Below are 17,475 nucleotides of genomic sequence, written 5' to 3'. Positions count from 1 at the left end.
TGGACTCAGGCGCGGGTTCTGGTCTCCAGCACCGGCGGGCGGATTTCCCTTACGGCAACGGGAACCCCGCCCTTGGGCCACATGGTCGCCACGCCAGTGGGCTGGATCGGGTCGCCGACCGGGGCCAGCTCGGTCCGGCGGGCCAGCTCGGCGATCAGCGCGCGAAGCTCCAGCTCGGCGAAGGTGAATCCGATGCAGTGCCGGGGACCGCCGCCGAACGGAACCCAGCTGTAGGGCACCGGTTCCCGGTAGTCCGGCGCTGACGGGTCCCACCGCTCCGGCCGGAGTTCCAGGGCGTCCGGCCACAGCTGCGGCATCCGGTGCGTGACGTACTGCGAGTAGAGCACCTTGGTGCCCTTGCGGATGGTGTGCCCGGCGAACTCGAAGTCCTGCACCGAGGTCCGCCCGGTCAGCACGCCCGGCGTGTAGAGGCGCAGGATCTCCTTGATGGTCCAGCCGACGTAGTCCATCGCCTCGAGGTGCTCGTGGGTCAGCACGTCGTCGCCGGCCACCCGATCCACCTCGGCCCGCACCTTGGCGTAGACCTCGGGATGGGTGAGCAGCGCGGAGATCGCCCACCCGGCGGCCGAACTGCTGGAGTCGTAGCCGGAGGCGATCAGGCTGATCACCTGGTCGCGCACCTCGATGTCGTTGAGCTTCTCGCCGCCGTGCGTGCACGATCCGACCAGCACGTCGAGCACGTCGCCCTGGTCGTCCGGCGCGGCCTTGCGCCGGCGGATCTCGTCGTCGACCAGCGCGACCACCCGGCCACGGGCGATCATCGCGCGCCGGTATGCGGTGCCCGGCCAGTCGTGGTCGAACCGCATGAACGGCGACCTGTTGATGTAGTTCAGCGCGATCTGCAGGTCGTGGCCGATCTCGTCGGTGTGCTGCTTGAGGCGCTCGCCGAACAGCGACCGGATGGCGATCCGGCGGATGCACGAGCGCACGTCGGCGAAGGCGTTGACCGTCTCGCCGACCTGCCAGGTGTCGATCATCCGGTGGATCTCGTCGAGCATGGTCGGCACGTAGTTCTGCAGCCGCCGGTAGGCGAACGCGGGCTGGACCAGCGACCGCCGCCGCCGGTGGTCGTCGCCGTCGCTGACCACCATCGCGCAGCTGCCGACCACCGGGATGAGCAGGCCCAGCACGTCCCGCAGCAGGAACCTCGGCTTCGTCGGCGAGTCGGACAGCAGCAGCTGGTTCGCCTCGGCGCCGAACATCATCACGTACTTGGTGTTGCCGAAGCCGAACTGGCACACCGGACCGTAGACGCGGTGCAGTTCGAGCAGGGCGTCGTAGGGATTGCCGAGCAGTCCCTTGAGGTAGCGGGCATGCCCGGCCAGGCTCGGACCCGGCAGCCGGCCGGTCGCGCTGTCGGCGCTCATCTCTCGCCCTCCCACTCCTGTGCGGCGGCCGGGCCGTTGGTGACCGGCAGCCGCTGTATACCGAGATCGGTGTACAGGGCCCGGACCAGCGCGTACCGCCGGGCGACGGTCTTGACGTCATTCAGCCGGCCGTTCCAGTAGACGGCGACCACCAGGTCGAACAACGGGTCGACCAGCAGGGTGGAGGTGTTGCCGCCGGCATGGCCGTAGCTGCGGGCGGAGCAGCGGCGGCCGAGCACCAGCGGCTGCGTCATCACCCCGAGCCCGTACGCGAAGTCGGTGTCGACCACCGATCGGTACGGTGTGCCGGGCCAGTGCGTCGCGGTCAGCGCCTCGACGCTCGCCCGGCCGATGACCGAACCGCCGTTGTGCGCGCCGCGGTTCAGCAGCACCTCGCCGACCACGCGCAGGTCGCGCGTCGAGCCCCAGACCCCGACACCGGGCAGCGGCAGCGCGCTGGCCAACTGCATCGCCTCCAGCCCGGACTGCTGGTCGGGCGCGGCGACCACGGTCACCCGCTGCTCGGCCGGCAGCGCCCAGTCCGCGCCCAGGGTGGCGGACAGCCCGAGCTGGTCGAACAGGGCGCGGTAGCTGTCGCCGGAGCTGCCGCCGCCGAGCGTGTTCAGCACGCGGTCCAGCACGAACCAGTTGGTCACCGGGTTGTAGATCATGGCGGCGCCGGGCAGCGTCGTGGTCCTGGCGGCGCAGATCGCCGCCCAGATCAGCGCGTCGATGTCCGCCCACGACGTCACGTTCGCGCCGGACGGGTCGACCGACATCATCGGCTCGGGAATGCCGGTGGTGTGCGTAAGCAGGTCGCGCACCCGGACGAGTTCCTTGCCACCGCCGGTGAACTCCGGCAGCACCTCGACGACCGGCGTGTCCAGGTCGATCGTGCCCGCCTCCCACGCGGCGGCGAAGGCGATGGCGCCGAGCGGCTTGGACGAGCAGGTCCACGGCACCGTGGTGGCCATGGTCATCGCCGCGCCCGCACCGTTGTCCCCGGCGGCGATGTCCACCACTTCGCCGCGGTAGGACATCGACAGCTGCACGCCGGACTGCAGGCCGTGTTCGATCTCCGCGTCGAACAGGGCGCGAACGGTGCTCAGGTCGAGGTCGATGCCGACGGTCATGACGACGGGGCTCCTGGCAGGTCGGTGTCGGCGTCGGGGAAGACCAGCGCGTAGACATCGCGCAGCGACGCGGTGTCCCACCTGGCGACGATCTCCGCCTCGACGGCGACGTCGAACGGGTTGTGGGCGTGCACGTCGTCGAGCCAGGTCACCAGGGCGTAGTCGCCGACGGGCAGCTCGGCCAATGGCATCCGGTCCGGGGCGGGCGCATCCGCGCGCAGCGGGGCCACGAACTCATCGAAGCTGGGGCGTTGCCCGGTCATGACCCGTCGACCATCCACTTGACCACGGCCTCCAGCGACTGGAACGTCTCGAACGTCTCGCGCACCAACGCGTCCTCGGGGAACTGCGCGCCGAAGGTGTCCTCGAGGTCGAGGACGAGCTCGATCGCCACCATGGAGTCCAGGCCCAGGTCCGGGAGGGTGACCGTGGTCCAGTCCACGTCGGCGGGCACCCGCCGCAGGTGTCGTACCAGCACCTCGCGCAATGTGTCGGAGACGGGCCTTCGCGTTACCTCGACACCGTCCATCTGCGGTCCCCCGTCCCATTGGGAAGAACAATGCGGTGAAAAAACGCTGCTGTGCGGTATGGCTGTGGCCGACCTCGCCGTGCGGCCACCACGTCGTGGTCACCCTAGCCGTCGGCGGTGTCGCCGAGCACACGAAAACCTATGTATGGCACGGTGCTCAGCTCGTCGGCGGAGAACACGGTGGCGTTCTCGAAGCTCTCCGGGTTACGCACGGTGTAGGCACCGCCCTTGATCATCCGGGAGCCGAGCATGCCGCCGCCGGCGGACTCCGGCGCGGTCACCGGGTCGGCGCACCACTCGAACACGTTGCCGGTCATGTCCCTCAGGCCGAACGTGTTCGCCGGCGTGGCGCCGACCGGGCGCGGCAGACTCGCGGCCGGCGCGTAGGTCTTGCGGTCGAATTCGTCGCCGAGCGACCAGCGCAGGCCGCGCGAACCGGCCGCCGCGTAGTGCCACTCCACGACGGTGGGCAGCCGGCACGGCGTACCGATGCGGTCGCCCAACCATTCGCAGTAGGCCATCGCCCCGACCCAGGTCACGCCCGTGGCCGGCAGTTCGGCCAGGTCACGGTCGAACTCCACCGCGCCGGTCGCGGTACTCCGCAGACCGGTGCCCCTGGTGGCCGGAAAGCCGTGTAGCAACGGCGAAGCTGCCCGGTGCAGGTCCTGGTCGACCAGGTAAGACCAGTACTGCGCGACCGTCGTCGGCACGACCGCGAGTCGGAACCCGACGGTCGGTGCCGCGCCGGGCAGGGCACCCGGCGGCACGTCGGCGAACAGCGGCAGTTCTGCGGTGGTGACGTCGGCGCTCATCGGGGCAGCGCCACCCGGAAGCCGTAGACCTCGCACTTGGTGTCCTCATAGGCGGCCAGCCTGTTGGCCGGCCCGAGCGAGTCGGCCGGGTCGATGAACGAACCGCCGCGCACCACCCGAAACGCGCCACGGGCCGCGCCGCTGGGATTGCGCTGACGGTCGGGGGAGTAGGCGCCGTAGCGGTCCTGGCACCACTCGCGCAGGTTGCCGAGCATCTCGTACAGACCGGCGGCGTCCGGCGGCAGGCTGCCCACCGGCACAGGCGCGCCGTGCCCCGGCAGGAAGTTACCGGCCAGCGTCTCGCCGGCGCGGAGCTTGACCACGGTCGGGCCGGCGTCCGCGCAGTTCCAGCTGTCCGGGTCGACGTCCGTGCCGTCGCGCCGGCCTGCCAGGCAGGCCGCCTCCCACTCGGCCTCGGTGGGTAGCCGGTAGCCGTCCCGGTCGAGATCCGCGCCGCGCGCACCGATGTCGTAGACGGGACGCAGTCCCTCGGTCCTGGACAGCCAGTTGCAGTACGCGGCCGACGCCCAGAAGCTGATCTGGATCATCGGGTAGTCCGCGCAGCCCGGACGCAGCCGGAAACCGTCGGCGCGGTGGACGACAAAGCCCGGGTCGATGCAGTCGATCATCGTGTGATCGACGTCGGCGGGCGCATCGCGCAGAAACGCGTGGAAGTCGGCCGCGGAGACACACCTGTCGCCCAGCGCGAACGCGTCCAGCTCCACCTCGTGCGGCGGCTGGCCGCCGGCGGCCGGGTCGGCCGAGCCGATGGTGAGCACCCGCGCCGGGAACTCGACCATGCTGAAGTTCCGGTGCTCGACGAGCATGCCCACCCCCGAAGTCACGGCGCCCCTGGCACGCAAGCTTATCCGGGACCGCCTTGATTGGTAAGGTAATGGTGGTGACCGAATGGAACACCGTGAGCCTGATCGTTCCGCCGCACACCGAGAACTTCGGGGTCGGCGGCAAGCTGCCGATGCGGACCTACCTCGACCGGTTGACCGCCTATCTGGCCGCTGCGGAGAAGATCGGCATCGTCGGCGCGTTCGTCTATGACTTCCCGGTCGCCATGGACCCGTGGCTGGCCGCGTTCGACGTGCTCGCCTGTTCCACCGCGCTGCAGCCGATAGTCGCGGTCCGGCCGCACCAGGAGAGCGCGGAATCGGTGGCACGTCGGGTGGTTGACCTCGGCTATCGCTTCGGCAGGCCCACCCACGTGAACATCGTCGCGGGGGCGACCAAGTCGTCCCGGGCGGGCGGCGGCGCCGAGGACAAGGCGGCGGCACGGCGCGTGCTCGGCCAGTTCTCGGTCGACCTGGGCGCCGAAATCGACCGCCGGATCGACGCGGACGTCGAGCGCCCGCTGGTGGTCACGCCGTCCTCGTCGACGCCGGGTGTGGTGCCGTCGGACATCGTGCTGATGATGGCCCGGCCGAGGGAAACCCTGGCCAAGGACATCGCCAGGGTCCGATCGGAGCAAGGGGGCGAGCGCGTTTCCCTGTTGGTCGGCTTTGTGGTGCGCGACACCGAGGAGCAGGCCTGGGCGGCCGCCGCCGAGTTGTACCCGCACGACCGGCGGCAGGTGATCGCCGGCCGGATGTTCATGTCCCAGGTGGTGTCTAGCGAGCACGCCGCCAGCTATGCCCTCGGCGAGCAGCAGGACGTGCACGACGAGCGGCTCTGGTACGGCGCGCCGACCCGCGGCATCGATGCCCCCAAACTGGTCGGCTCCGCGGCGCAGGTACGCGAGTGGCTGCGTTCCTGCGCCGACATCGGCGTCACCGACATCATCGTCGACCTGCCGCCGACCGTGGCCGAGTACGAGCACCTCGGCGCGGTGTTCTCACCGCGGTAGGCGCCGATCAGCTCGGTCGGGTGTGGATCCGCAGGGTCCGGCGGGCAAAGGACAGGGCGTCGTCCACCGTGTCCGGATCCGCGGCGGACGCCAGCACCACGATCCGGCGGTCCGCGGACCACTTGGCCGTCGGAATCACGTCACCGACCTCGGCCAGCACGTCGGCCCGGATCACCGCCGGATGCGCGCGGACGGCGTCCACGCCGTCGATGGCGGTGATCCGACCCGGCTCGCTCAGCGGGATGTGGGCCGCGGCGCTGCCGAGCGGACCGGTCGGCGCGTCCGGCAGCAGCATGCCCATGGCGAGCCGCACCACCATCTCGAACCAGTCGATGCCGTACACGGGGCCGAGCAGCTCCATGAGGCGGTCACCGGGCGTGCGCACGGCGATCTCCATCAGCGTGGGCCCGGCATCGGCGAGCCGGAACTCCAGGTGCACGATGCCGGTGCTCATGCCGAGCGCGGCGAGTACGTTACCGCCCAGTTCGTTCGCCGCCGTGGTGACGGCGTCGTCAACCGGCAGGCCCATCCGGTGGCCCGTCTCGATGAAGTGCGGCGGGCCGGTGGTCTCCTTGGCGGTGAGGTTGCTCAGCCAGACCTTCCCGTCCCGGACCAGCGCTTCCCAGCTGTACTCCGGCCCGTCGATCGCCTGCTCCACCAGCAGTGTCTCGCCGGCCCTGCGCTCGACGGCGTCGGCGAAACCGGATTCGTCGACCACCAGCTCGACGCCGAGGCTGCCGCTGGACGACAGCGGCTTGAGCACTACGGGAAAACGGTCACGGGCCCAGTCGGCGGCCTCGGCGAGGCTCGGCGCGATCAGGTATTCGGGCTGGCGAATCCCGGCTGCCGCGAAACAACCCCGTTGCAGCGCCTTGTTCCGGGACAGCACGGTGGCACGCAGCGACGGGCCGGGCAGCGACAGCTCCTCGGTCAGCAGCGCGGCGGCCAGGACCTGTGGTTCGGAGAACGCCACCACACCGTCCGGCCGGCGGATCGCGGCCGCCGCCGTGGCCGCTTCCACCCAGCACTCGTCGGTCTCGCCCCTGGTCAGCGTCAGATGCTCGACCGCACCGTCGAGGGCGGCCGCCCGGCTCGGCGCTTCGACGGCGTGCACCCGCAGGCCCAGCCGGTGCGCGACGTCCAGATACGGCCGGCCGGTGATGCCGACGCCGATGAGGAGCAGTTCAGGCACTGGGGTCCTTCCTCGCGACCATCTGGTCCTCTCCCTGGTGGAGGGGTTGCGCCGGCGGGGCGACGGACACCCGGCTTACGATCATCGGCACGCATGCCCCCACGATCGCGAGCATAGCGGCCAGGCCCGCCCAGCCGATCTCGCCGGCCGGCATGACCACGGCCGTCAGCAGCCACGGTCCGATGATCATCGCGCCGGTGGAGCCGAGGCCGTACACCGAAAGGAAATAGCCGCGACTGGCCTCCGGCGACAGCTCGAAGGACAGTCCCCAGCCACCGATCGCCTGGTACACCTCGCCGATGGTCAGCGCGACCGTCGCGACCAGCACGAGAACTACGGTCACGGCGGGGTTGGTGGTCCCGGTCAACGCGACCAGCAGGCAGCACACGGCCAAGGCGATTCCCGCGCGGCGTTGCCGCGTCGCCGCCGATCGCAAGCCTTCGACGCCACGGCTCAGGCGCATCTGCAGCCCCACCGCGAGCAGCGTGTTGGTCACGACAATTGCGCCGATCAGCGGAGGTGGACCCTTCGTCGCGGTGGCCACCCACAGCGGCAGGCCGATGGTGAGGATCACCGCGTGCAGGTACAGCAGGCCGTTGAGCCCGGCCAGTACCAGATACCGTGGTCCGGGCCGGTTCCTGGGCCTGTCCTTGGCCACCGGGCCGGTCCGCTCGAGCTTGGCCGTGTCCACGCGCAGCAACAGCAGCGTCAGTCCGGAAACCACGAACGTGGCGGCGTAGCCGAAGACCAACACCTGGTAGACCGATCCACCGCCGACCGCGATGGCCCACGCCGCGGTCGCCGCGCCGAGGGTGAAGCCGACGTTGCGCACGATCATGATCGTGGACATGGTGCGCACCCTGGACTTGTCGCCGACCAGCGAGCCGACCAGGCTCTGCACCACCGGCGGCGCGGCCCATTCCCCGGCCCCGGCCAGGCAGGCCACCAGCAGGAACGAGCCGAAGTCGTGCACGAACGGATAGGCGATGAAGCACGACCCGCGCCAGAACTGCAGTCCCACCAGCATGGGCCGGGCGCCGACCCGGTCGGAGAACCGGCCGATCGGCACCGAGCAGAGGAAGCCGACCACGCTGGCCAGTGACAGGCCGAAGCCGACCTGGCCCGCGGTGAGGCCGACGCCCCTGGTGAAGAACAGCGCGGAGCCGGTGAGGAACATGCCGGTGCCGAGTGAGTCGATGAACGACACGACCAGCAGCCGCCGGGTGGCCGGCTGGGCCGGCAGCCAGCCGAATGCGACGCCGGCCAGCCGCTGCCGGCTCAGTGAGCCGTGTTGGCGCCTGTCTGCCATGGTCGAGCCAACCTCCCGATACGTTCCCGCGAACATAGCGTGCGACGGGCCGGACCAGCGTCCTGTTGGGCGAAGTGCCGTGCGCTGTCGCGCGGTCGGGGTGTGGTCGACAACTCCGGCGGTCCCGGGGTAGAAATGCGCCTGGTCGGGTCCACGGTGTGGGGGAGGAACCGTTGCGTGACGCACGATTCGCGACGTTGCTGACGCTGGACGAGCAGTTCCTGCAGAACCCGCACGAACTGTACGGGCGGCTGCGCTCGGAGCAGCCAGTGCACGAGGTGATCCTACCGCGCGGCATCAAGGTGTGGCTCGTGACGCGCTACGACGACGTGCACACCGTGCTGACCGAGCCGACCATCAGCAAGGACATCGTCAGCGCCGTGCCGTTGCTGGAACGGCACACCACGGCCGAGGAACCCCAGTCCTACGAGGCCGAGCTGGCGCTGGCCGGACACATGCTCAACACCGATCCACCGGACCACACCCGGCTGCGCGCGCTGGTGAACAAGGCGTTCACCGGCCGCCGGGTCGAGCAGCTGCGCGGCCGGGTCGAGCAGGCTGCCGACGAGTTGCTGGACGCCATGGCCGACCAGGACGAGGTCGACCTGCTGCCGGCCTACGCGTTTCCGTTGCCGACCACGGTCATCTGTCAGCTGCTCGGCGTGCCGGACAGCGACAAGGACGAGTTCCGCGACGTCTCCATCACGATGACCTCGGCCGCGCAACACGAGGAGATGGCGGACGCCGCCATGCGGATGGCCGCCTATCTCACCCGGTTGGTCGAGTCGAAACGGGAAAACCCGGCCGACGACCTACTTTCCGCACTGGTGAATCCCAGCGACGACAACGAACGGATGACCTCGGCCGAGCTGCAGTCGACGGCGTTCCTGCTGCTGGTCGCCGGACACGAGACGACGGTGAACCTGATCGGCAACGGCGTGGCGATGCTGCTGCGCGACCCGGAGCAGTTGGCGGCGCTGCGTGCCGACCCGTCGCTGATGCCCGGCGCCGTCGACGAGATGCTGCGGCACGAAGGCCCGTTGAACATCGCGACATACCGGTACACCACGCAACCGCTCCAGCTCGGTGACGTGCTGATCCCGGCGGGGGAGTTCGTGATGGTCTCGCTGGCGTCGGCGAACCGGGACCCCGCCGTGTTCGACGACGCCGACCGGTTCGACATCACCCGCAACGCGACCGGCCACATGGCGTTCGGCTACGGCATCCACTACTGCGTCGGCGCCCAGCTCGCCAGGATGGAGGGCGAGATCGCGATCGGCAAGCTGCTGGACCGGTTCCCGAAGCTGGCCTTCGCCCGGGATCCCGGGGAACTGCGTTGGCGGCCCAGCACGCTGATGCGCGGCCTGCAGACGCTGCCGCTCCGCCTGCGCTGACGGGGGCGGACGTCAGCAGAAGGGTTTCCAGTCCTCCTCGGTCAGCGCACCCGCGACGACCGGGGACATGTCGGCGAGCTGGGCCCGAAACGTGCTGTTGTGCGCCAGCACCTCGTCGTCCCGACCGAGAAGCGGACTGTCCTCGGTGAGATCGAGGAGCCACAGGGCGCGCAGTTCGGCTCCCCGCAAGGCTTTTCCGTCGGGGGTGCCGATGCCGGCGTGTAGCCAGCGCACGCCCGGCATGTGCGCGGGCGTGTAGTACGCCAGGTTGAAGTACTCGGCGACGCCGCGCAGGCGGTCGTAATCGAAGCCCGCTGCCCGCAGGTAGACCGTGTCGCCGTCGCGGACGTAGAGGATGCAGCCGACCGGCTGCTCGTCGCCGACGGCGCACAGCAGAACCTCCGCCCGGTCTCCGGCCAACTCCGCGTGCTTGCGGAAGCCCTCGATGTAGGACTCCGGGTCGGCCGGAATGCCGTAGCGCTGCTCGGTGCGCGCGGTCAGCCTGCCGACCTCGGCGTACGCGTCGGGCAGGGCACGGCGCTCAACCCGGTAGCCGGCCTCCTCGAACCTACGGACCTCCGTGCGGATCCGGCGTCGCAGCTTACCCGAGCGGGCGGCGAGCCAGCCTTCCCAGCCGCCTTGCGGAATCTCGATCCAGGCATCGGCGGCCAGTGCCACCGGCATGGTCCGCACGCCGGCGGCGCGCAGCGCCAGCACGTCCGGAGTCGTCAGGTACAGCGCGACGCGTGCGCCGTCGGCGGACGGCAGTGGCAGCGACCGCACCGCGTCGAGCAGTTCGGCGGCCGCCGTCGCCTCGTCGGTTCCCGGTGTGCGCAGCAGGTGCGCGAGGTAGCCCCGGCGTTGCCCGACGAGCAGCCCGTGCGCCGGTGGGCTCGGCAGACCGCGCTCGGCCAACAGTTGCGGCCACTTCAGGTGTGGGTTGGGCAGGTCGTCGACATCGGCCACCGCGGCGACCGGAACCGCCGCCCGGCCACCGCTGCTCACGTCCAGGTGGATGCCGCCCGACACCGCCCCCGGCTCCAGCGCGACCAGTCGCAGCCAGAAGGCCGACGAGTAGAAGCGGTTGTCGGCGAGCTCGTCCCACTGGCCGTCGGTCTGGCCGCCGAGCGGGTCGGTGAAGTAGTCCAACTCAGCCCCCTTTGCGTGATACTTGGTGCACAGGCGCTGTACTACTGTACGGCGCATGGCTTCATCTCCCCGGGAAAACGGCCAATACCTGCTGTTGTTCGGTGCGGCCTCAGCACAACGGGAACGCGCGGCCGTAGCTGCCCTGCGGGTGTTCGACGGTCCGATCGCCACGATCGCCCGCACGCCCGCCGTGCGCGGCGCCAAGTTCTTCGACCACGTCCTGATCGGCGACTTCAGCGACGCGGACGACTCGCTGCGCGCGACACTGGAGTTCGAGCGGCGGACCGGGATGACCCCGGCCGGCGTGGTCCCGTTCTTCGACCCCGGCCTGCTGCCGGGGCTGGCCATCGCCGAGCACTACGGGATCCCGTTCCTGTCCCGCGCGGCCGTCGAGGACTCGTCCATCAACAAGAACCGGATGAAGGACCGGCTGCTCGCCGCGGGCGTCGCCACTCCGCGCTACATCCAGGTGGACGGGCTCGAAGCGGTGCGCAAGGCCGTCGCCGACATCGGTCTGCCGTGCGTCGTCAAGCCGTCCGCGTTCGGCGGCAGCCTCGGCGTGCAACTGGTCAACGACGAGCGCGAGGCCGAGGAGGCCTACGCCTACGCCAAGCGGATCATCGACGAGCACTCCTCGGTGTTCACCGTGAAGAACCGGGCGATCCAGCTGGAGGAGTTCTGCACGCTGGCCGACGAGGTGTCGGTCGAGGTGCTCAACCACCACGAGCGGCGGACCGTGATCGGGGTGACCGACAAGACCCTCGGCCCCAAGCCGTACTTCGCCGAGATCGGCCACCGGGTGCCGAGCGTGTACTCCGGCCGTGCGGACGTGCTGGACCTCGCGCTGCGCGCCTGCGCGGCCATCGGCCTCGACCACGGCGTGGCACACGTGGAGATCCGGCTGGAGGGCGACGCACCGCCGCAGATCATGGAGGTCGGCGCCCGCACCGCCGGCGACGGCATCCCCGACCTGATCGAGCTCGCGTACGGGATCTCGCCGTACGAGCTGCACGTTCGGTCCTATCTGGATCAGTTGGACGGCGAGCTGCCCGGACTGCCGGCGTTGACACCGACCGGGCTGGCGGCTGTCGCCGTGCTCAAGGCCGCGCCGGGGCGGGTCGACGCGGTCGGCTCAGCCTCTGTGGTCGACGAGGCGGTGACCACGTACGAGGTGTCCGCCGTGCCCGGCAAGACATCCAGCGGGACCCAGGCCAACTACACGGACCGCGAGGGCTACGTGGAGTGCTTCTGGCCGGACGCCACCCCCGAGTCGGTGCCGCCGCGTGCGCACATCGACATCGCCGACGGGATCTCCGGCCAGATCTTCACCGTTTCGCCGTAAGGGCGCCGGTCGACACGGGCCGCGGGCTCGGCCTAGCACCGAGCCCGCAGGTCGCGGTAGACGGCGTCCACCAGGGCGATCCGACGGGTGACCGCACGGACGTCGGAGAGCCTGCGGTTCCAGTACACGGCGATCACGATGTTCCACTGCGGATCGACCAGGAGGGTGGAGTTGTTGCCACCGGCGTGACCGTAGGTGCGGTACGAGCATTCCTTGCCGAACAGGTGCGGCAGCGTCATGAAACCGAGGCCGTAGTCGAAGTCGGTGGTGGACAGCACCCGCCGGGACTGGCCGAGCCAGTGTGTGGAGGTCATCGCCTCGACCGTGGCCGGCGCGAGCAACGGGTTCGCGTCGTCCTCGGCGCAGGCGAGCAGCGCGTCGCCGACGACGCGCAGGTCGCGCATGGTGCCCCAGACACCGGTGCCGGGCAGCGGCAGCGCGCCCGCGACCGACGTCCGCCGCAGGTTGGTCTCCTCCTCGGGCACGGCGACACAGCGCACGATCGCCGCCGGATCCAGGTCGGGGGCGCCGAGGGTGGCGGACAGCCCGAGCAGCCGGCAGGTGGCGCGGTAGCTGTCGCCCGGCGCGCCGCCGTCGATCGCGGCCAGCAGCCGGTCCAGGGTGAACCAGTTGGCGATCGGGCTGTAGTTCATCCCGGTGCCCGGCGGCCGCACCGGCTCGGACGCGGTGATCACCGACCAGATCATCGGCTCCAGCTCCGCCCAGGACGGCAGTGTGGCGTCGCCGGTGTCCAGGCTCAGCAGCGGGTCCGGCACACCGCTGGTGTGGGTGAGCAGATCTCGGATCCGCACCGCCTGCTTGCCGGCGGCCGCGTAGTCGGGCAGGTGGTCGGCGACGAGGTCGTCCGGGCGCAGCCGACCGGCGTCCCAGGCCCGGCCGAACGCGATCGCGCCGATCGGTTTCGACGAGCAGGTCCACGGGACGACGGTGGCCGCGGTCATTGCCGCGCCGTTGCCGTTGCCACCGACCGAGATGTCGTGCGTCACGCCGGCGTGCGAGATCGACAGCTGGACGCCCGCGTCCGGACCCTCGGCCAGCTCGGCGTCCAGAATGTCGCGCAGGCAAGGAAAGTCAGCGAGTAAGTCATCGGCCATGGGTTCACGTTACCGACTGGCTTTCGCCCGTCGAGGGGATACGCCAATCTTCCGCGATCCCGCCCTGTCGTCATGGCCGGCGCAGCCCGGCGCGAGTACCTGCGGTGCGCTGCTGTGCGGCGGCGCGCCCGTGTCGATCCGCCAGGTCGGGCTGCGGACCGGCGGGCACGGCGAGCAGGCCGTGTGCCCACAGTTCGTAGGCACGGTCGACATGCAGGCTCCACCGGTCGTCGGGCAGCCGGCAGGCGGCGCTGATCACCTGGCGGATGGCCGGCTCAGGGGTGCCGGTCCAGGCCCCGCCGGTGATCACGAAGCCTGCGGCCCGGCCCGGATCGAGCAGGTGCGGTCCCGCGCCGTCGGTCATCCGTCGAAGTGCCAGGAACAGACAGGCCAGGAACGCCGTCGACGGCGTGAGCGCATCCTCGACGCCCTCGCAGATGTCCTGGTACAGCGCCCGATGCCGGTCCGATGCCACCGCGGCAACCAACTCGAACAGGCCGGGGTCGGTGGCTAGCCGGTGCCGGAGTCCGGGCAGTGAACCGGCCACGCCGAGGTCGGTGAACACCTGGCGGACGATCGACTCACCGGGCGAGATCCGCATCGTGTGCTCGACGCGAAGTTCCGCGCAGTACACGACATCCGTGGTCGCGCCGCCGACGTCGACCAGCACGAACGGCGTCGCGGCCGGCACTATCGGCTCGGTGGTCAGCCTCGTCGCGGCCAGTCCGACCACCGCTGGCGTTGGCCAGATCGGCGTGTCGCAGATGCCGGCCAGCGCCCGCAGTCCTTTGCGGTCGACGAGATCGCTGAGATATATGTGGTGCAGCAGGTCGGTGAGTCCTTGCATGACGGGACTCAGCCGCCCGTCGAGCACGTTGGCCACCACATGGTCGACCGGCAGCCCGGCGACGATGTCCGGCGCGTCCGCCCCGGCCCAGACCAGCACGTCGTGCGGGAAGTCGGCGAGCTTGGCGTCGGCAAGGGCTTCGCACAGGTACCGGTGGTCGGCGCCGTCCACGCCGCCGACCAGCACCAGCAGGTCGACCGCCGGCACCGGCTCGGCCTGGTGATCCGCGCCGAGCAGCCGTTCGTACCCGACGTTGGCGCCGGCGGCCACCACGGCCCTGCTCGCCGCGGCCACGCTGTGCCGACGGGACAGGCCGAGGACACCGACTCGCACCCCGCCGTTGGCCGAGCTGCAGATCCGCAGGTCCGTCGGGGCGGCACCACCCGCCCGGCGGTCCTCGATCAGCGCGCGCACCTGGTCGCCGGGCACCAGATCCGGTTCGCGCGCAACGATCTCCACCGCGCCGAGTCCGCGACCCGGTTCGTGCTCGCACAGCTTGACCACGGTGCTGCCGACGTCGACCAGCAAGGTCCTCATACCAGTAGCCGGATGTCGCGCAACAGTTGCTCCCACAGTTGGCCCTGCTCCGGTGACCGCTGGCCGTGCAGCCGGCGCTCGCGCCGCAGGTCCTCGGCGGAGATCGGCACGGCGGCGGCGTCGAGGATCCGGATCCGACGGTCGCAGCCGCGTCCGGTGATCAGCCGGCCGGCGTTCTGCTCGTGCGGCGCGAACGGCACGTCGATCGCCCCGGTGAGCACCGCCTGGTGCACCGACGACAGCAGCGCGGTCGTCGGCAGCGCGAAGATGTGCTCCAGCACGTGTTCGACCTCGCTGCCGATCAGGTCCCGCTCCTCGTCGATCGCGTCGTTGTCGACAGTGGTGGCGTCCGGAAACATGTCGAGCACGTAGCGGACCGCGCGAACGGCGGCCGCGTTGCCGTCGATGCTCGGGATGCCCAGCGCCTCCTCCGGCGTCTTGATCACGACCTTATCCGCGCCGGCCAGCCGGCTGACCGCCGCGGACACCGCGATCAGCTGCCAGGCCAGCGACGCCTCGGTGGGGAACGCACCCATCCACTGGTGGTAGACGAGGCTGACGTGGACATCGGGAAAACCGAAGCGCGCCAACAGCTTCGCCGACATGTGCCGGAGCACGTCGGCCAACGCGACATCCTGCTCGAAGCTGCCGGTCTGCCCGAAGCTCACCGCGAACGAGCGCACGCCCTGTTCAGCGGCCAACAGCAGCTCGCAGAGCTGGACCACGGCGGTGATCACCGGCGGGACCAGCGTCGCGGTCAGCGGTCCGAACGACTCGCGGTGCACCGGGGCGTCCGCCGGGCCGGTGACCGCGCAGAGCCGGTCGACGTACTGCCAGTGCACCAGCGCCCGTTCCAGCGGGAACCCCCGGGAGTACGGCAGCGTGTAGCTCAGTCCACCGCCCTCGATCTCGGTGATGCCGGCGGCGAGCGCGATCTCGGCCAGCAGCCGGGCGTCCGGTGTGCCGTGTCGCAGGCTGATCGGCCGCTCGATGCCCTCGAAGACGCGCCGGGTCAGCTCGACCCCGTGACTTGCCAACGGGTAGCCATTGAGCAGGTCACGGTCCTCGGCCAGGCCGGCGGCCAGCAGGTCCGATGCGGTCCGGTAGTCGTTGTGCCGGGTGTGGCTGTCGATGGTGAGCGGGAGGAAGTCGGCGCCTGCCTCGTCGAACGCCACAGTCAGCGCACGTTGCTTGGCCACGGACGGGAATCCGCCGCGCGGCTGGATGAACGGCCGCTTCCGTGGCCGCCGGTAGGCCAGCGACGCGAACCTGGCGCGGGACAGCGCGCGCAGGTGCTCGTCCGCGGTGCCGACGTGCAGATCATCGGCGCCGTACCGCCCGATCAGCCGCGCGCGTTCGTCGGCGATGTGCCCGATGCACGCGCGGTCAGTTGGCGGCGACATGACCCAGATCCTGCTTGAGCGCGTCGAACACCGTCCGGAAGCTCGACGGTTGGTGGAACACGCGATGGAAGCCGTGGGACCGGAACACCTGCTGGATCTGTTCGGCGGGCCTGATGCCGATCACCAGGTTTCCGCCAATGTACAGCAAGATGTCCGAGAGTCCGCGTTCGGCGAAGCGTGCGCCGAAACCGGCGCACGACTTCTCGCCCTCACCATTGATCGAGGCCACCAGCACGGCACGGGCTCCGGTCTCCAGCACCGCGTCGGCGAAGTCGTCGACGTCGTTGTTGGTGCCGATGTTGTACGGCCGGAACCCGTTCTCCGCCATGCCGATGGCCAGGATCCGGTTGGCGACCACGTGGATGTCGTGGCCGACCAACCCGAGGATCACGCCAGGCCCGGATGGCTGCTCCCGCGCCACTATTTCCGCAGTGTCGGCAGGCCGAGCAGTTTCGGACCGTCCGTCCTGCCCTCCTTCTGCCCCGGCTTGTCGAAGTGCCGGAAGCAGGAGAAGGTCTCCTCCTCGTGCTTGGCCTGGATGAACGCCTGCAGCCGCGGGCTGGACTCGTAGATCGTCAACATGTCGGTCGTGAGCACGTTGCCGATCACGTCCGGGTTGCCCAGCTCGCAGATCATCACGTCGCCGTTGGAGTGCAGGTGCAGCTGCGCCTTGCCCTCGATGCAGCTCGAGTAGATCACGCCGGGGTCCTGGAACAGTGGCTGCAGCCGCTTCCAGTGCTCGGTGCCCGGCCGGAAGTAGGCCGACAGGCAGCTGAAGAACAGTGTGCAGTTCGGGTCGCGGTTCTCGACCAGCCGGGCGATGGAATCGCAGATCCGGTCGTGCGAGAGGGTGTTCTCGTAGCCCTGGTGCAGGCTCGGGATCTCCATCTGGATCTCGTGCTTGCGGACGCCGAGTTCCTGCGCGGCGAACGTGTGCACCTCGGCCATGGTGTGCTCGGTCTCGTTGAACAAGATCGTCTCGACGACCGCGTCGATGGACGTCGATTCGACGGCCCGCTTGATCGCCTTGACGATCTTCGGGAACATCTTTTCGGTCACCCGGTAGAATGCCGAATGGCTGGCCGCGTCGACGTGGTTCAGCGAAAAATGCAGCACGCCGAGCCCGGCCGCCTCGAGCCGGTCGAACTTCGAGTCGTCGAGCACTGTGCCATTCGAGTTGATCTGGGTCGCGATTCCGCGCTCGGTGCAGTACTTCACGATACCTTCGCAGATATCGAACTCGAGCAGCACCTCGCCGCCGGAGAGCTTGACTCGTTCGAGATCGGGCAGGCTGTCGATCACCCTGGCGACGTCGTCGACCGAGAGGATCTTTCGCTCGAGCAGGTCGTAGGCCCCGCAGTAGTCGCACCGGAAGTTGCACCGGGACGTGACGCCGATTTCAAGAGCCCGCAAATTGCCGGCGCCGACCTTGGCCATCTCTAACGACTTGAACGCCACAGACCCCCCAAA

General features: G+C 69.9%; 17 protein-coding genes. 3 read left to right on the top strand and 14 right to left on the bottom strand.

Translation table 11 applies throughout. The features are described 5' to 3' along the window. Positions 1-5 precede the first annotated feature (5 nt). The 6 genes from ACIG5F_RS40380 to ACIG5F_RS40355 all read right to left on the bottom strand — a co-directional run bounded on the left by ACIG5F_RS40380 (position 6) and on the right by ACIG5F_RS40355 (position 4,707). Positions 6-1,388, bottom strand: a complete 1,383-nt coding sequence (locus ACIG5F_RS40380) for a cytochrome P450 (protein ID WP_396525385.1) — start codon at positions 1,386-1,388, stop codon at positions 6-8. Then, positions 1,385-2,521 (bottom strand): serine hydrolase domain-containing protein, encoded by a 1,137-nt coding sequence (locus tag ACIG5F_RS40375; protein ID WP_396525383.1) that lies wholly within the window; start codon positions 2,519-2,521, stop codon positions 1,385-1,387. Before ACIG5F_RS40375 ends, ACIG5F_RS40380 begins: the two co-directional genes overlap by 4 nt. Continuing rightward, a complete protein-coding gene (locus tag ACIG5F_RS40370) occupies positions 2,518-2,784 on the bottom strand; it encodes a hypothetical protein (RefSeq protein ID WP_396525382.1) in 267 nt (88 codons plus the stop codon). Before ACIG5F_RS40370 ends, ACIG5F_RS40375 begins: the two co-directional genes overlap by 4 nt. After that, positions 2,781-3,050, bottom strand: a complete 270-nt coding sequence (locus ACIG5F_RS40365) for an acyl carrier protein (protein WP_396525380.1) — start codon at positions 3,048-3,050, stop codon at positions 2,781-2,783. The genes ACIG5F_RS40370 and ACIG5F_RS40365 overlap by 4 nt, the downstream gene beginning before the upstream one ends. 104 nt (positions 3,051-3,154) lie before the next feature. Further along, entirely contained in the window at positions 3,155-3,862 is a 708-nt protein-coding gene (locus ACIG5F_RS40360; protein ID WP_396525379.1) for a formylglycine-generating enzyme family protein, read from the bottom strand. Next, positions 3,859-4,707 carry a formylglycine-generating enzyme family protein gene (locus ACIG5F_RS40355; protein ID WP_396525378.1) on the bottom strand — a complete coding sequence of 283 codons (849 nt, stop codon included), beginning with the start codon at positions 4,705-4,707 and terminating at the stop codon, positions 3,859-3,861. The genes ACIG5F_RS40360 and ACIG5F_RS40355 overlap by 4 nt, the downstream gene beginning before the upstream one ends. 56 nt (positions 4,708-4,763) lie before the next feature. Here ACIG5F_RS40355 and ACIG5F_RS40350 point away from each other — a divergent pair, with 56 nt between their 5' ends. After that, entirely contained in the window at positions 4,764-5,717 is a 954-nt protein-coding gene (locus ACIG5F_RS40350) for an LLM class flavin-dependent oxidoreductase (protein ID WP_396525377.1), read from the top strand. A 7-nt stretch (positions 5,718-5,724) separates the two neighbouring features. On the opposite strand, the gene ACIG5F_RS40345 is transcribed toward ACIG5F_RS40350, so the two are convergent. Both ACIG5F_RS40345 and ACIG5F_RS40340 read right to left on the bottom strand, forming a co-directional pair. Continuing rightward, positions 5,725-6,909, bottom strand: coding sequence for an ATP-grasp domain-containing protein (locus tag ACIG5F_RS40345; protein ID WP_396525376.1), 1,185 nt, complete (start codon positions 6,907-6,909; stop codon positions 5,725-5,727). Beyond that, positions 6,902-8,218, bottom strand: a complete 1,317-nt coding sequence (locus ACIG5F_RS40340; RefSeq protein WP_396525375.1) for an MFS transporter — start codon at positions 8,216-8,218, stop codon at positions 6,902-6,904. The genes ACIG5F_RS40345 and ACIG5F_RS40340 overlap by 8 nt, the downstream gene beginning before the upstream one ends. A 173-nt stretch (positions 8,219-8,391) precedes the next feature. On the opposite strand from ACIG5F_RS40340, the gene ACIG5F_RS40335 reads away from it, so the two are divergent. Beyond that, positions 8,392-9,612, top strand: a complete 1,221-nt coding sequence (locus ACIG5F_RS40335) for a cytochrome P450 (protein ID WP_396525374.1) — start codon at positions 8,392-8,394, stop codon at positions 9,610-9,612. 12 nt (positions 9,613-9,624) lie between these two features. Here ACIG5F_RS40335 and ACIG5F_RS40330 read toward each other — a convergent pair whose 3' ends face one another. Beyond that, positions 9,625-10,761, bottom strand: coding sequence for a GNAT family N-acetyltransferase (locus ACIG5F_RS40330; RefSeq protein ID WP_396525373.1), 1,137 nt, complete (start codon positions 10,759-10,761; stop codon positions 9,625-9,627). A gap of 55 nt (positions 10,762-10,816) precedes the next feature. Here ACIG5F_RS40330 and ACIG5F_RS40325 point away from each other — a divergent pair, with 55 nt between their 5' ends. Beyond that, positions 10,817-12,103 (top strand): acetyl-CoA carboxylase biotin carboxylase subunit family protein, encoded by a 1,287-nt coding sequence (locus tag ACIG5F_RS40325; protein ID WP_396525372.1) that lies wholly within the window; start codon positions 10,817-10,819, stop codon positions 12,101-12,103. A 32-nt stretch (positions 12,104-12,135) separates the two neighbouring features. On the opposite strand, the gene ACIG5F_RS40320 is transcribed toward ACIG5F_RS40325, so the two are convergent. The 5 genes from ACIG5F_RS40320 to ACIG5F_RS40300 all read right to left on the bottom strand — a co-directional run bounded on the left by ACIG5F_RS40320 (position 12,136) and on the right by ACIG5F_RS40300 (position 17,442). Further along, the gene (locus ACIG5F_RS40320) at positions 12,136-13,218 is read right to left on the bottom strand and encodes a serine hydrolase domain-containing protein (RefSeq protein ID WP_396525371.1); all 1,083 of its coding nucleotides are present in this window, start codon (positions 13,216-13,218) and stop codon (positions 12,136-12,138) included. A gap of 70 nt (positions 13,219-13,288) precedes the next feature. Next, complete coding sequence (locus tag ACIG5F_RS40315; protein WP_396525370.1) at positions 13,289-14,602, bottom strand: glutamate mutase L; 1,314 nt, start codon at positions 14,600-14,602, stop codon at positions 13,289-13,291. Further along, a complete protein-coding gene (locus ACIG5F_RS40310; RefSeq protein WP_396525369.1) occupies positions 14,599-16,005 on the bottom strand; it encodes a hypothetical protein in 1,407 nt (468 codons plus the stop codon). The genes ACIG5F_RS40315 and ACIG5F_RS40310 overlap by 4 nt, the downstream gene beginning before the upstream one ends. Continuing rightward, positions 15,989-16,396, bottom strand: coding sequence for a methylaspartate mutase subunit S (glmS, locus tag ACIG5F_RS40305; RefSeq protein WP_396525368.1), 408 nt, complete (start codon positions 16,394-16,396; stop codon positions 15,989-15,991). Before glmS ends, ACIG5F_RS40310 begins: the two co-directional genes overlap by 17 nt. 29 nt (positions 16,397-16,425) lie before the next feature. Further along, on the bottom strand, positions 16,426-17,442 hold the full coding sequence (locus tag ACIG5F_RS40300; protein ID WP_396525367.1) for a radical SAM/SPASM domain-containing protein: 1,017 nt from the start codon (positions 17,440-17,442) through the stop codon (positions 16,426-16,428). Between the last annotated feature and the right edge of the window lie 33 nt (positions 17,443-17,475).

It is taken from the genome of Kutzneria sp. NPDC052558 (genome assembly GCF_044547355.1).
Taxonomy (GTDB): domain Bacteria; phylum Actinomycetota; class Actinomycetes; order Mycobacteriales; family Pseudonocardiaceae; genus Kutzneria.
This window is presented reverse-complemented; position numbering and strand designations above follow the sequence as displayed.